The organism is Qipengyuania sp. NPDC077563 (assembly GCF_044901345.1).
GTDB classification, from domain to species: domain Bacteria; phylum Pseudomonadota; class Alphaproteobacteria; order Sphingomonadales; family Sphingomonadaceae; genus Qipengyuania; species Qipengyuania aestuarii.
This window is the reverse complement of the sequence record NZ_JBJDPC010000001.1, coordinates 850,038-864,242: the sequence shown is the minus strand read 5'-3', so window position 1 is coordinate 864,242 and position 14,205 is coordinate 850,038. Positions and strand designations below refer to the sequence as shown.

At 60.8% G+C, this 14,205-nt stretch carries 11 protein-coding genes; 8 read left to right on the top strand and 3 right to left on the bottom strand.

Features of this window, described 5'->3' with window-relative positions:
* Nucleotides 1-91 precede the first annotated feature (91 nt).
* From ACI2I1_RS04200 to ACI2I1_RS04185, 4 genes are all read left to right on the top strand, one after another.
* Nucleotides 92-637 (top strand): hypothetical protein, encoded by a 546-nt coding sequence (locus ACI2I1_RS04200; protein ID WP_221542634.1) that lies wholly within the window; start codon nt 92-94, stop codon nt 635-637.
* 111 nt (nt 638-748) lie between these two features.
* Nucleotides 749-1,492: a fimbria/pilus periplasmic chaperone gene (locus ACI2I1_RS04195; protein ID WP_404678034.1), complete on the top strand. Its 744-nt coding sequence runs from the start codon at nt 749-751 to the stop codon at nt 1,490-1,492.
* Between the two features lie 25 nt (nt 1,493-1,517).
* Nucleotides 1,518-3,989: a hypothetical protein gene (locus ACI2I1_RS04190; RefSeq protein ID WP_404678033.1), complete on the top strand. Its 2,472-nt coding sequence runs from the start codon at nt 1,518-1,520 to the stop codon at nt 3,987-3,989.
* 9 nt (nt 3,990-3,998) lie between these two features.
* The gene (locus ACI2I1_RS04185; RefSeq protein WP_404678032.1) at nt 3,999-4,877 is read left to right on the top strand and encodes a hypothetical protein; all 879 of its coding nucleotides are present in this window, start codon (nt 3,999-4,001) and stop codon (nt 4,875-4,877) included.
* Here the strand turns inward: ACI2I1_RS04185 and ACI2I1_RS04180 are convergent, their stop codons facing one another.
* The 3 genes from ACI2I1_RS04180 to ACI2I1_RS04170 form a co-directional block, all read right to left on the bottom strand.
* Nucleotides 4,878-5,282 carry a hypothetical protein gene (locus ACI2I1_RS04180; RefSeq protein ID WP_404678031.1) on the bottom strand — a complete coding sequence of 135 codons (405 nt, stop codon included), beginning with the start codon at nt 5,280-5,282 and terminating at the stop codon, nt 4,878-4,880. It lies immediately after the preceding gene.
* Nucleotides 5,283-5,573: 291 nt separating this feature from the next.
* Nucleotides 5,574-6,701, bottom strand: a complete 1,128-nt coding sequence (locus ACI2I1_RS04175; RefSeq protein ID WP_404678337.1) for a sensor histidine kinase — start codon at nt 6,699-6,701, stop codon at nt 5,574-5,576.
* The gene (locus ACI2I1_RS04170) at nt 6,701-8,023 is read right to left on the bottom strand and encodes a sigma-54-dependent transcriptional regulator (RefSeq protein ID WP_404678030.1); all 1,323 of its coding nucleotides are present in this window, start codon (nt 8,021-8,023) and stop codon (nt 6,701-6,703) included. The genes ACI2I1_RS04175 and ACI2I1_RS04170 overlap by 1 nt, the downstream gene beginning before the upstream one ends.
* Here ACI2I1_RS04170 and ACI2I1_RS04165 point away from each other — a divergent pair, their 5' ends adjacent.
* Genes ACI2I1_RS04165 through ACI2I1_RS04150 form a run of 4 tightly spaced genes read left to right on the top strand, consistent with a single transcriptional unit; the run spans nt 8,024 to nt 13,760 of the window.
* Nucleotides 8,024-9,361: an efflux RND transporter periplasmic adaptor subunit gene (locus ACI2I1_RS04165; RefSeq protein ID WP_404678029.1), complete on the top strand. Its 1,338-nt coding sequence runs from the start codon at nt 8,024-8,026 to the stop codon at nt 9,359-9,361.
* A 17-nt stretch (nt 9,362-9,378) separates the two neighbouring features.
* Complete coding sequence (locus ACI2I1_RS04160) at nt 9,379-10,059, top strand: ABC transporter ATP-binding protein (RefSeq protein ID WP_404678028.1); 681 nt, start codon at nt 9,379-9,381, stop codon at nt 10,057-10,059.
* Nucleotides 10,060-10,072: 13 nt separating this feature from the next.
* Nucleotides 10,073-12,499, top strand: coding sequence for an FtsX-like permease family protein (locus ACI2I1_RS04155; protein ID WP_404678027.1), 2,427 nt, complete (start codon nt 10,073-10,075; stop codon nt 12,497-12,499).
* Complete coding sequence (locus tag ACI2I1_RS04150) at nt 12,492-13,760, top strand: TolC family outer membrane protein (protein ID WP_404678026.1); 1,269 nt, start codon at nt 12,492-12,494, stop codon at nt 13,758-13,760. The genes ACI2I1_RS04155 and ACI2I1_RS04150 overlap by 8 nt, the downstream gene beginning before the upstream one ends.
* Nucleotides 13,761-14,205: the final 445 nt, after the last annotated feature.

Genomic DNA, 14,205 nt, shown 5'->3' with positions numbered 1-14,205 from the left:
GCTGATTCGAAGCTATTTGGCTTTGGGGTCAAACTCGGAATTGCGCATCGAAGTCTATTTTCGATCATTCAGTCTACGAGAGGGTACCCCAATGAAAAAGCTTATTTTCGCGACCGCGTCGGCCGCTCTGTTCAGCACCGCTGCTTATGCCGGAGATACCGATAGCCAGAGCTTTACCATCAGCGCGAACATCCTGCCAGAGTGCAGTGTCGAGGCTCCCGAAGATGTGAATTTCGGCAATCTCGCAATCAATGAAGATCCGGGCGAAAGCGCGCTTGAGGGCACTTTCGGTCGCCGCACTCAGACCCAGAACATCTGGGTCAGCTGCAACTATGGCGCCGACATGTCGATCGCTGCAGATTCGATGACCACCGACGAAGCGAACGACGGTCCCGATGCTAGCGATTTCACCAATGTCATTCCGGTTCGCATGGGTCTCGAAGCGTCCGACGGCACGGCATTCCGTAAGATGTTCTTCGACTCGCTGACCAAGGACGGCGATTCCAAGTCGAACACCGATGCCTTCCATGACCGCGCGAAGCTTTCGGTCGTCGTCAATCAGGAAGACCTCAAGGGCAAGCGCCCCCTCGCCGGCGCATATTCGTCCACTGCGACCGTCAATCTCGGCGCCATCTGATCGCGCTGACGTGATTGATCGGGAGGGGGCTGAAGGTCCCCTCCCTACCTTCCCTGCTACGCGGGCGAGTGGCCCATAGGGGCAATAAATATTTGGAGGTGGGCCGCAATCATGGGAACTCTGTTACGCCAAGGATTGAAGATCCTGGCTGGCTTCGGGCTGATTTTCTATCCTGTAACCGGCCAGGCAGCCAAGATTTCTCCGATGATCGTCGAGTTGAAGCCGGCAGGCCAGAACTCGATCGCCCGGGTCGAGCTGACGAATGACAGCTTGCGCGATATTCCCTTCGAAGCGGTGATGATGCGCGGTGTCATCACGGAAGATGGCGAGTTGGAGATGTCACCCGCGGAAGAGCAATTCCTGGTATTCCCCGCGCAAGCAATCGTCGAAGGCAATTCTCAACAAGTTTTCCGCGTCCAGTACGTGGGCGAGCCCGAGCTCTCTCAATCGGAAATCTATTATCTCGCGCTCAGGCAGGTACCGGTCGAGTTCGAGGGAGAAACCACGCAGGTGCAGATTGTGGTCAATTACAACGTCCTTGTGAACGTTGTCCCCGACGGCACCGCCCCGGTTGCTGCGGTGGCGGAAATTAATCCGTCAACACAGGACGAGAAGGATGGCCTCAGCCTGCTGGTGCGTAACGATGGCAACCGGTATTTCATGGCCGGGCTTTCGGATTGGATCGTCACCGGCACGACGTCGGACGGGAATCGTTATGAAGGCAAGTTCAAGGGGGGTGAACTGACACGCCACATTGGCGTTGGTGTGGTCGGCCCGGGACGTACACGCCGTTTCTTCCTACCCACCGATGTCAAGCTGAACCCTGGCAGCGTCCAAGTCGAAATCAATCCCTGAGGTCATGCAGGGTGGGGGGCGAGGCATGAGCGGGTTGGCGAGCAGGATTGCGATTTCTGCCGCATTGGCAGCAGTGGTGCCAGCACCCGCCTGGGCGCAGAAAATCGCTTGGCAAACCGCGCCATCGCAAATCCCCGCGGGCCAGAGGAAAATCACGTTCGCAGTACCGCTTGTTTACGGGGAGCGCGTTCTTGGCGACGTTGTGGTCGAAACATCTCCCTACGGCGGAGAGACCCGGATCGAACGAGAGAGCCTGCGCCTGCAACTGGCGCAACTCTTGAACGAAGATGGACTCCGTGCGCTAGACGATGTCCTAGGAAGCGCTCCATTCGTGACTCCGGCTCGTCTAGCGGCCGCCGGCTTTCCAGTGCGTTTCGACGACGGTCGCCTGGAATTGGTCGTGGAGACGCTAGCGGGTGAATACCGGCCAGTAAGCTCGCTGGGCGGCGAGCGGTATTCACCGATCCCATCCGAGCTACCGACAATTGAGCCGGCTGAGTTCAGCGCTTACATGAACATTAACGCGAACCTGGATTATTCCGACAGCGATGGGGCCGACGAGCCGAGCTTTTTCGCGTTCGGCGCGGCGCGATACCGCGACGTCGTTCTCGAGTTCGACGGCGCTTTGACCGGCCAGTTCGGCGAAGACTACCGGTTCTACCGGCGCAGCGTGCGCGCGATCTACGACGATCCCGAAAGCTATCGCCGCTATCAGGCGGGCGATCTTCGGCTGAACACGATACCAGTTTTGAGAACGCCGTTCATCGGCGGGGTGGCCGTCGAGAAGCGGCGGAGGATATTCGATCCGTTCATTGCGGTCCCGCTTTTGAGTGGGCGCGAAATCTTTCTCGACAGCCGGTCGGATGTGGAAGTCATTGTGAACGACGATGTCGTCCGATCGCTACAGCTTGAACCCGGTCGTTACGATTTCAGCAATCTCCCGCTCGAAACCGGCTCGAATGATGTGCGTGTCGTGATCACCGATTCAGCAGGCCGGCGACAGGCTATCGACCTCGACTATTTTTTCGAACCGCTCGACCTGGCAGTGGGGGAGGACGAATATGTTCTGGGCGCCGGCTTCATTGCGAGGGATATAGAGTTCGAGCCCGACTATACCGGCGATCCGGTCGCCACGGGCTATTATCGGCGCGCTTTGAACGAGCGACTCATTCTGGGCGGCGCGTTGGAGATTTCGGAAGACGTGCAGGTCATCGCCGCGGAAACAACGTTCGTGCCGCAGGTGATACCCGGCGTCATCGATGCGCAGATCGCCACGAGTTTCGCTGATGGGACGGGAATATCGGTACGCGCAGGGTACCGAGTACAAGGCGGAAACAGCTTGGCGAACCGTCGGCAACTGAGCGTCACCGTCGATTACGAAAGCGCGAACTACACCACGATTGGCGACATATTCCCCAGCGACTTTGATCTGCTGACTGTCTCGGGAAGCTACACTCAATCCCTCACCGAGAGAACCTACGCTAGCGCCGGGGTGCTCTACTCGAAACGCGGAGGCAACCGGGAGGATCGCAAGCTTGCCTTCGTCGATGTCTTCCACCGTCTGACAGACCGGATGAGGCTGACCGGCGGGCTGGTCTTTGGCGAAGACGAGTTTACCAGCAAGAATTTCGGCGTTCACCTTGGTCTCGCCTGGCAATTCGGCGACCGTAGCCGCCTGAATGCGGACTACCGCAGCCGCAGGGAAACCACCCGGCTTACTGCATCGCGCGGATCAGACAACTCCGTCGGTTCCTTCGGATATGATGTCGGCTTCTCCGATACACGGGGATCGACAAGCGTCGACGGCAGCGTCAATTATGTCGGCAACCGGTTTGATGCGCGCGCGACCGTCATCTCCAGCGGGACCGGGTTCGGAGATCTCACATCCGATCAGCGCGCCCGCCTTCAGATCGGTACATCACTTGCCTATGCCGACGGTTCTTTCGGCATCGGTCGTCCGATCTTCGACTCCTTCGCGGTGCTGAAGCCGAACAATGTTCTCCGCGACCAGGAAGTGATCTCCGGCCGGTCGCTCAGCAATAACGAATATACCGCCCGCAGCGGCCCCTTGGGGGCGGCCGTTCAGTCGGATCTTTCATCCTATAATGTGCAATCGATACAGTTCGACCTGCAAGGTGCGGATCAGGTGGTTGCCGTCGGCGACGGTACGGCGCGCGTCGAGCCCCGGTTCCGTTCCGGATACAAGATCGTGGTGGGCGATTCCCGCTTTGTCAGCGCCGTAGGCACGTTGAGCGTAGGCGGCAGCCCGGCCGAACTCTGGTCGGGGACCATCACCTCGGTCGATGACGAAGGGTTCAAGCCAATGCCTTTCTTTACCAATTCAAGAGGCCGCTTTGGTATCATCGGTCTTTCCCCTGGAAAGACGTACAGCGTCACGATTTCGCGCGAGGGTCGGGAATTCGAGATAACCGTCCCTGAGGACAACACCGGTCTGCTTCGTCTCGACGAGGTCGACCTGCCAGCCAGCGAGGATTAGGAGAAAAGCATGCATAATTTCGTCAAGGTGCTCGCCTTTGCCGCGCTCTTCTCCACGCCAGCCATGGCCAAGGATTGCGAACCCCAATTTGCCGAGCCAAGCACCACGGTAACGGTTTCGGGAGTCACGATCGGCGCCAACGAGGTTTCTCGCGAGAATTTCAACATTCGCGTCCGCAATGACGGCAACGGGCGCTGCACAGCCAATATTCGCGTCGCCCGGCTCGATGGCGCCAATGTTGGGGCACCGCTTGCCTACAATCTGCGTTCGGGGTCGAACGCGATCGATATCCTGCCCACCGAAGGCTCTGCTGCCACTGCAGAAAGCGATTTTCTGGTCAATGGTATTCCCGGCGGGTCAAACGGCCGCGCCGTTCCGTTTATTATGACGGTTCCCACCCGGTGGGGCCTCGAAGCGGGCTTCCGGAGCGAACAATTCCTGCTTTCGTTGCTCGACTCTGCGGGGGAGGTCGTTGACCGACACATCCTGACGATCAACATGACTATTCCGTCGTCGGTGAGCATGCGGCTCGTCGGGGCGACAGGCAGCGATTCCATTCGATCCGTCCAGCTTGGCACCATCGGACAGGACAAGCCGAACCAGTCGGATCCTTTCGGCGTCCGGGTGTGGAGCACCTCGCCTTACAGCGTGAGTTTCAGTTCCGAAAATGCCGGCGTGCTGGAACACGAGGCCGGGCTGGACCGCATTCCCTACGACTTGCGAATGGACGACATGCTGGTGAACCTCGCAGCTGGAAGCGAGTTCACGATACCGAGTGTTGCGCCGCCGCTGGGGATCATCCACCGGTTGAGCATCAAGGCAGGACCTGCCGCGGCGAGGGCCGGAAGCTATTCTGATCGGGTGACGGTTACGGTTTCGGCGCTCTGATCAGAATTGCGCCAAAGACAGGCTGATCGCCATACCGCTGTCGAGATTTTCCGAGCGAACTGCGATCGGTTTCCTGCTCATGCGTGGACCGGAACGGAACGCAATGGGGGATTGGCCGGAAGCGTCGAGCACAACCGATTGGCCGTCGAACTCGATCTCGACTTTTTCATCGGCTGCAAGCGAACGATGATTTGCGAGGATATGGTATCCGCGAGACGAGTTACAGAACTCGGTCAAGGTTCCGCGAACTTCGCCTGAACCGGTGTCAATGGAAAGCGCATCGGATGCGATGTCACAGCGTTCCGGAACAATGGCAGAAACAGAAAATCCCCCAGCATCACGCTGCTGCGCATGAGCCGAAGTACCGCATATCGCCAAAGCCAGAATAAGAGATGTTTTCCGCATCGCCAGTCTCCAAGATGGTTACTGACTACCCCCAAATAGTTAATTTTACCACAATACGTCCCGAACGGGTTAGAAGAGCAATCTTCAGCCTTTCAATTTCGTTTTGCTTTCAGTTGATTAATCAAGTCCGCTGCGGCATCGCATGCAACGCCAACCATCTCGCCTCAGACCGGGCTTATTCGAATCGGTGCCGCGCGTTGTCCTTCGATCGCTGCGACTCATCGATCAGCAAGAACGCCGAGGCTGACGACGCTCAGGCTACCTCTTGGGAAAGTGTGTCTGGAGCAATCGTCATCGGATCTCGATCCGGAAGGTGGTGGGGGCGGAGCCCACGAGTTCGAGAGAGCCGCCATGAGCCCGCGCGATCTGGCGTGCGAGGGAAAGGCCGATACCTGAGCCATTCGGCTTGGTCGTGTGGAAGGGCCGGAAAATCAGCGCCGCATTTTCGGGTCTGACTCCAGGGCCGCTGTCGGTAACTGTGATCGTCAGGCGGTCTTGCCTGATCCACGCGGTGAGCCCGACCTGCGTGCCGCCCTGCGCATTAGCAGCTTCGGCGGCGTTATTCAGCAGCGCCCAAACTGCCTGGTGCATCTGATCGCGATCCATTGTCCAACGGTCACTGGAGTTATATTCGACCGCGAGTATGGCATACCACCGCTCTGCGAAAAGCCGCGCAATGTCCTCTACGAATTCGGCGAGCGGGACCTCGGCGAGGCGAGGTTCGGGCAGGCGGGCCAAGGCACGATAATTGGTTGCGAAGCGCTCGAGGCCCTCGGCGCGGCGCGCAAGCGGCCCCAGAATTTCCTTCAGCAGTTCTGCATCCAGCGGTTTTCGCGCGGCAGCCATCTGCGCACTTTCTGCAAGTGAGACAATCGGTGACAGACCGTTTAGCAATTCGTGGCCCAGAATCTCGATCAGGTCGGCGCTGGCTCGCGCTTCAGCGGCTAGTTCTTCGTGCTCGACATCGATGAGAGCTGCGACAGTCAAGTGTGCGGAAGTTTCGACGCGATCGATCCGCCACAAGCGACCTTCGTGGCGCAAGGTTTTTGCGGAAGGATCGAGGAGGGCAGCAGGGGCGGGCACGATCCGGTGATCCGCGCCGAAAATGTTGCGCGCCGTTCGGTTGAGAACCCGAACCGTTTCTGGCTCGATGGCAAGCAGGGGGGTAGGGGCAGCGTCGAGGAGCAAGCGATGCACGGTCGTCTCCTCGTCGATACCGCCGTCTTTGCCCTCCGGCGGACGCGCTGGAGGTTGCGCAGCATTCCACCACGCCAGCGCCAGCATCCAGAGAGCCGACAGAAAAGCTCCGGCGAACAGTCCCCAGAGGCCATTGTTCCAGGCGTGAGTGCATATGAGGCCCGATGCGATCAGACCTCCCCCCAACGCTGATGCCCGCCACCCTCGCCCGTGGTAGAGCATCACAGGCCGTGGCGCTCCATTCGCCGGTAAAGCGCCCCCCGGCTCAATCCCAGCGCCTTGGCGGCGTGACTGACATTGTGATGATGTTCGGCAAGGGCTGCTGCGATCATTGCCTTCTCGGACCGATCAAGATCGAAATTGACGCTGCCGCTCGGCGCATGATCGTTTGTCTTGGCTGGTCCACCGAGCGCGAGGGCGGCCGTGTCGATCGTACCGTTTTCATCAGCTAGCAGCACCGCCCGTTCCATCGTTGCGGCAAGGCCACGCACCTGATCCGGCCAGCCTGCTTCGCGCAAGGCGATTTCAGCTGCTTCCGTCAGGCGGGGAACAGGGCGTCCGAACCGCTCCGCTGCGTCCAACAGGAAGTGCCGTGCCAAGAGAGCGATATCGTCGCGCCTCTGGTACAGCGCAGGAACTGCAAGCTCGATCGTGGCGATACGGCGCCGAAGCACTGGGGTGAGGTCCTCGATCCGATCTATTATCGCGATAGGACGTAGATTGGCGGAAAGGTTTGCGGCAAGCCGATCCTGCTCGAGCTCGTTCAGCCGTTCGGGATAACGCAAGATCACCGTGCCTGAGGCATGCGCGGGGTTTTCAAGCGCATTCTCTTCCCGCAGGTCGAGGATGTGGGGCACCTGTCCGGCGTCGGCAGAGGCCGCTTGAACAGAAAGTGCGGCAAGCATGCGTCCCGCACCTGACGGTCCTGTGATCGCCACCCCGGCTCGGGTCGGGGCAACTTTTCTAATTAGCTGGCGCAAGTACTCGACCGCTGCGCTTTCGCCGAGAATGCGCGCAGGCTCCGCACTGCGTTCGGAAGATGGTATGCCTGCTGGTGCGAGTGACGGTTTGCGCGCCGCCGCACCTTCCACTTTGGCGATGAGATCCGCGTTGCTCCACGGCTTGACGGCAAAATCTCTCGCGCCTGCCTGCATCGCGGCCACTGCCATTCGGATACCGCCATGTGCGGTGAGGACCACGACATTGGTGCCAGGATCGTCTGCCATCAGCCTTTCAAGACATGCGAGGCCTTCCTGGCCGTTGCTCACTCCCGACGTGAAATTAAGATCCAGTATGACCGCGTCGAACGGCGTTCGGGCAAGTGCGGAGTAGGCTTCTTGAGGCGAATGCGCGACCGTCAACCTGTGGCCGGCCATGCGAAACGCGATTTCCATGGCGCCGGCAACTTCGGGTCGGTCATCGATGAGGAGAATCGTCAGACTGGATTCGGCGCTTGACGCAGAGGTTTCCTGTCCATTTCCGGACACTGTGTCCGCAGATGGACGGTTGGAGCCTACTTCTTCGCCAGAATTTCTTTTAATCATATGGACTTAGGTCTTTCGGCCCTGTTCGGCGATACTCGGCTCATGATGACGCACAAAGCCGAACAGTCCAACCCTTTGTCACAGGGCGCGCCCGGCGCGGCGATGGACCGCAAGATCGAAAAAAGCAGTGGCCACTGGTGGCGCGACCGCAAGTTACTTGGCGGGATCGGAGCTGTCGCACTCGTAGTCCTTGGCTGGAACGCCCTTCCTGCCAGCGGATCGACCGATGTCGCTGGCGATGATCTCCAGATCGGGGAAATCACTCGCGCGCCCTTCGATGACTACCTGCCAGTCCGAGCCAGCGTTGTCCCGGCCACCAGCACGCTGGTGGGCGTGATGAGCGGCGGCCAGCTCGAAGAACTGCTGGTTCAGGATGGCGCATTGGTGACAAAAGGACAGCCGCTCGCCCGGCTTGCCAACCCAGACCTCGAACTGACCGTGCTGAGCCAGGAAGCCCAGATCGCCAGCCAGTTGGGCGGGGTGGCGGGGGAAAACCTCGGAATCCAGCGTTCTCGGGTCGAGCGTGCCGGGCAGGTGGCCGCGACCGAATACGATCTGATCCGGGCACGCCGCGATCTCGATATCCGTCGCCAGTTGCACCAGAAGGGCTTTGTCTCCGACGCAGGCGTGAAGAGCTATCAGGAAGAAGTCGATTACCAGACCCGGCGTCTATCGCAGCTCCGGCGGGGCAGTGCTGCCGAGGCCGGAATAACCGCGACGCAGGGGCGAATGCTCGATGCCACTCGCGCGCGCTTGCAAAGCAACCTCGCCGCCGTTCGCGGCAGTCTCGATGCGCTGGTCATTCGCGCGCCGATGGCGGGCCGGCTCACCAATTTCTCGCTCCAGCCAGGGCAGACGCTGGCCGCAGGCGATCCTGCCGGGCAGGTCGATAGCGAGGGCGCGTGGAAGCTGGAGGCGGAAGTCGACGAATATTATCTCGGGCGCGTGGAACTGGGCCAGAAAGCGCGCACCTCCGAAGGTGCCATGCTGACGGTATCCAAGGTCCTGCCGACGGTCACCGACGGGAGGTTCCAAGTGGAACTGACTTTCGACCGCCGACCGCGGCAGGATCTCAATCGCGGACAGACACTCGACGTGCGGATCACGCTCGGTGCTTCTAAAGCGGCCCTAATTGCGCCGGTCGGCGGCTGGCTGAGCGATGGCGGTTCGTCGGTGTTCGTCGTCACCGGAGACGGAGAACACGCGAGCCGGACCGGGGTGACCATTGGTCGCCGCAACCCGCGACAGGTCGAAATTCTGTCTGGCCTCGAACCGGGCCAACGCATCGTCACCAGTAATCTTGCCCGGATCAAGGGCGACACCATCAATATCCGCTGAACAGAGGGATTATCTTCGTGATCAAGCTCGAGAATATCGAACGCCGCTATATCTCCGACGAAGTCGAGACCACTGCTCTCCTCGACGTCAATCTGGCCGTGGCAAACGGCGAATTTCTGGCCATAATGGGGCCATCGGGTTGCGGCAAATCGACCCTGCTCAACACATTGGGAACGATAGACCGGCCGACCTCGGGCCAATACTGGTTCGGCGATACCGATCTGGCCGCCCTGGGCGAAAAAGATCTGGCGAAATTTCGCGCGGCCGAACTGGGCTTCGTGTTCCAGAGCTTCAACCTGATCGACGAACTGACGATCCAGGAAAACGTCGCGCTCGGTCTTGCCTATCGCAAGGATGTGGCGGGAAACAAAGCGGAGCGGGTGGCGGCGGCGATGGACACCGTCGGCATCGCCCACCGCGCACGCCATTTTCCGCACCAGCTTTCGGGCGGTCAGCAGCAGCGCGCCGCGATCGCCCGCGCCATCGTCGGCCAGCCCAAGCTGATTCTCGCCGACGAGCCGACCGGCAATCTCGACACTGCCAATGGCGAGCAGGTGATGAACATCCTGACCGCGCTCAACGACGATGGCGCGACGATTGTGATGGTCACCCACTCGCCGAGCCATGCCGATATGGCCAAGCGCCGGATCGACATGCTTGACGGCCGCATCGTCGCCAGCGCCATGCGCGCGATCTGAGGGAGGCGACGCCATGAACCGTTTCGCGCTCCTGTCGCTCTATCGCTCGCTCACCCGGCACAAACTTTACGCCGCGCTCAATATCGGCGGGCTGGCAGTGGGGATCGCCGTGTTCCTCGTGCTGGGCCTCTATGTCCGCTTCGAGACCAGCTACGAGACCTGGCTGCCGCACTATGACGAGGTTTATGCCGTCCAGTCGGAATGGAAGGATCCGACCAGCCCCTTCGCAGGCAAATACAACGAAACAATGGGCGGGCTACTCGATCAATTGAAGGAGGATTTTCCGGAACTGGTGGGCACCAGAATCATGGGCGGCGAAGGCGGTGGAGCCGTCCTGCATGACAATGCTGCGCTCAGGGAAGATGTGGCCTTGGTAGACCCCCAATTCTTCGACGTGTTCGATTTGCCCATGGTTGCGGGGCGCGGCGCAGGGGCACTGGCCGAGCCGGACGCCGCGATCATAAGCGAAAGCGCGGCAATGCGCTATTTCGGCACGCGGGATCCGATCGGGCAAACTCTCAATATCGCGTTGTGGGGAACCAAGCCCTACCGCATCGCTGGCGTTTTTCAGGATATTCCGGATAACAGCGATCTGCGAATTGCCGTGCTGATCCCGCTTCCCGCAGACATCGCCGAACTCGAGACCAACTGGTATCATTGGGGCAGCACCAGTCTGCAGACTTATCTGCGGGTATCCGATCCTGCCGACGCCGCAAGATACGATGCGGCGATGCCCGCCTTCGTCGACCAGCGAGGGCGCGCCGACCTGGGCGAGAATGCGTCAGATGTCGCCGGCCTTAGTCTGTTGCCTTTGGCCGAAAATCATCTCGAACCCCAAGGTAGTTCGGCATCAAGCGCCAAGATGACGCTGGTGACATTGAGCCTGGTCGGCACTTTCGCGCTGCTGATCGCTCTTATCAATTACGTCAATCTGGCCACCGCACGCGCCGCGCTGCGCGCACGTGAGGTCGCCATGCGAAAAGTGCTGGGAGCTGATCGCCGAGCGGTAATGCGGCAGTTCCTGGCGGAGGCGCTGCTGACCGTTGCGATCGCGGCCTTGCTGGGCCTGATCCTCGCCGAGCTCGGCCTGCCGCTCATCAACGCGGCGGGCGGATTGTCGCTCTCCATCTCTTATGCCGAAGTCATTCCCGTGCTCGTCATCCTCACGCTGGCTGCGGGTTTCATGGCTGGTATCTACCCTGCTCTGATCATTTCGCGATATCGCCCGGCGGCGGTCCTGGCCTCATCCCGCTCACCCGGGGGAGGCCGCGCCGGAACGCGCGTGCGCGAAGCGCTGGTCGTGCTGCAGTTCGGCCTCGCCATAGCCTTTCTTATCGCGACCGGTGTCTTGGTGGCGCAGACGCAGCACGTCCGATCTGCCGATATAGGTTTCGAACGGGAAGGCTTGATGACCGTTACATCGCTGCGCGACAGCCTAGTTGAACCTAGCCAGCAGCGCGCCTTCGTGGAGCAGGTGCGCGCACTGCCCCAGGTGCGGAGTATCGGGGTGGCGAATACGGTCGTCGGGGGCAGCGGCAGCCGAAACGGGGACAACGTCGCACTGCCCGGAGTTCCCGGAGACGGACCTACACTCATGTGGGAAATCCTCGGGCCCGGCTTTCTCGATGTCTATCGACCCCCGTTGATCGCAGGCCGTCTATTCGACCAGCGGGCCGCCGACGACAGCAGCAACCGCGATCAAGCGAAGGGCAGCAATGTCCTTATTAACGTGCAGGCGGTAAGCACGCTCGGATTCGCTAATCCGCGTGAGGCTGTGGGCAAAACCGTTGGCGGCGAGCGCCCCCGCACCATTATAGGAGTGATTGGGGAACTTAGTTTTTTTGGTCCGCGGGAGCCCGTATCGCCAACCTATTATTACTACTACTCGGATCCGACACGAACGGGCACCAATGTTGCCTCGATCCGCTTCACAGGCGATCCGCGCGCGCTGCGCGCTCGGCTGGAGACGATCTGGCAAGGTCTGGTGCCGCAGGTGCCGTTCGATGCCCAGACCGCGGACGAGCGGCTGACGGAATTCTACGAGGATGACGAACGCGCCACTCGCCTGTTCGCCATCGGCGCGGGGCTGGCCGTCCTGATCGGCATGGTCGGCCTGTGGGGGCTTGCCTCCTTCAACACCGCGCGGCGGGTTAAGGAAATCGGCATCCGCAAGTCTCTCGGCGCGTCGGCCACCGATATCGTCAAATTGCTGGTCGGCCAGTTCATGCGGCCGGTCCTTATCGCGAACATCATCGCGTGGCCGCTGGCCTATTGGGCGATGCGGATGTGGCTGGCGGGTTTCGACGACCGGATCGAGCTTTCGCCGGTCTATTTCATCGGGGCCAGCCTTATCGCCATCGCGATTGCCGTTCTGACGGTGCTGGGCCAGTCGCTGCGCGCCAGCCGAACGGCACCGTCCTGGGCCCTGCGCCATGACTAGGCGCCTGCTGACCGGAGGCACGCTGCTCGCAGGCCTCTTGATGATATTTCCGGCACAAGCCCGGGCCGATACTCTGCGCGAGGCAATCGCCGCGGCCTATGCCACCAACCCGACGCTAGCCGAAGCGCGCGCCCGGCAGGATGCGCTGGAAGAACAGCCCGAGCAGGCGCGCGCGCAGGGCCGCCCCACGCTTTCTGCCAATGTCGACGCCGGCTATGACGATCTTGGCCGGGGAAATGCGGGCAGTGCCGATCTGCGCGCCGGTCTGCCGATCTGGACCGGCGGAAGAGTGCAGTCTTCCGTCCGGGCGGCCTCGGCGGATGTCGCGGCTGGCGAGCAGGGCCTGCGCGACCGTGAGGCGGCCGTTCTTGAAACCGTCGTCATGGCCTATGCCGACCTGCTTTTCTCGCAGGAGGCGGTCGAGGTGGCACGGATCGGGATCGAGCGGCTGGACCGGCAGGTGGACGAGGCGAAATCGCGCTTCGATCTTGGCGAGGCAACGCGCACCGATGTCGCCCAGCTCGAGGCCCAGCGATCGAGCGTCATCGCCAATCTCGCGGATGCCGAAGCGGCGCTTGCAGCCGCGCGGGCCGCCTATCTCGCCATCGTGGGAAGGGAGCCTCGTCAATTGGTGGCCGACGTCCCCGCTCCGGCGCTGTTGCCAGGGACCCTTGCGGAAGCAAAAGCTTCGGCCGAACGCGCCAATCCCCGCCTGCTCGAACGGCTTCGCATCGCCGATGCTTCTTTCGCCCGGATCGCGCGAGCCCGCGCGGAACGTTCGCCCGAAGTGGGGCTCGTGGGGGCGTATGGTCAGGGACTGTACGAAAGCGGCGGCAGGCTGAGGCGCTACGACAATGCTGCCAGTCTGGGGGTGGCGATCAGACTGCCGATCTATTCGGGAGGCCTATATGCATCGCAGGTGCGGGAAGCCGAGGCGATCTTTCGGGCCGACGGCCATGCCGCCGATGCAGAGGCGCGTGAAACGATGCGCACGGTCGAAACGGCTTGGGCTGGCCTGACAGCGGCGACTCGGCGCGAAAATGCCAGCAAGGAAGGGCTGGCCGCCGCGCAATTGGCGCTGGACGGCGTAAGGGCGGAATATGAATTCGGTCTGCGCTCGACGATCGATATTCTGCTGGCAGAACAAAGCTACCGCTCCGCACAGCTCGCGCTCGCCAAGGCGCGAAGCGATGTGCTGATAGCACAGGCAGCGCTTCTCCGCGCTACCGGCAGGCTTGATCGAGGGGCCTATCAAGGGTGACGTTATACATGATGATCACCTGATAGAATTCTTTCATACGGAGGATTCGTAGCCTTTTTGCGATCGTTACTTCTAGTCGGCGATAGGAATCTAAATCGAGGTGAGGTTTATCCATGATATATCAAACGTTTGAGGGATGAATATGCACACCGGATGAGAGCGATAGCTTCGACAAATGGTTACGATAGGGCAGCGCGGCACTTCCTATCAAAGTGCGTTAAGCTGAACTTAAATTAGAGCGCTCTAAAAAGCGAATGCTAAAGATTTGCCCGACTAAGACTGGCAGGTCGCAGTTTTTAGGGGTCGGCAAATTGTCTCAGAATTCCGTGCGTATTCGTGCCTGTTCCGCTTTCATGGCCGGGGTGGCCTCCTGTGGTCTGGCCGCGTGCGGTGGCGGGGGCTCGGTTCGCAGCACGCCTCCCCCGGTTTCAAGCCCGTCGCCATC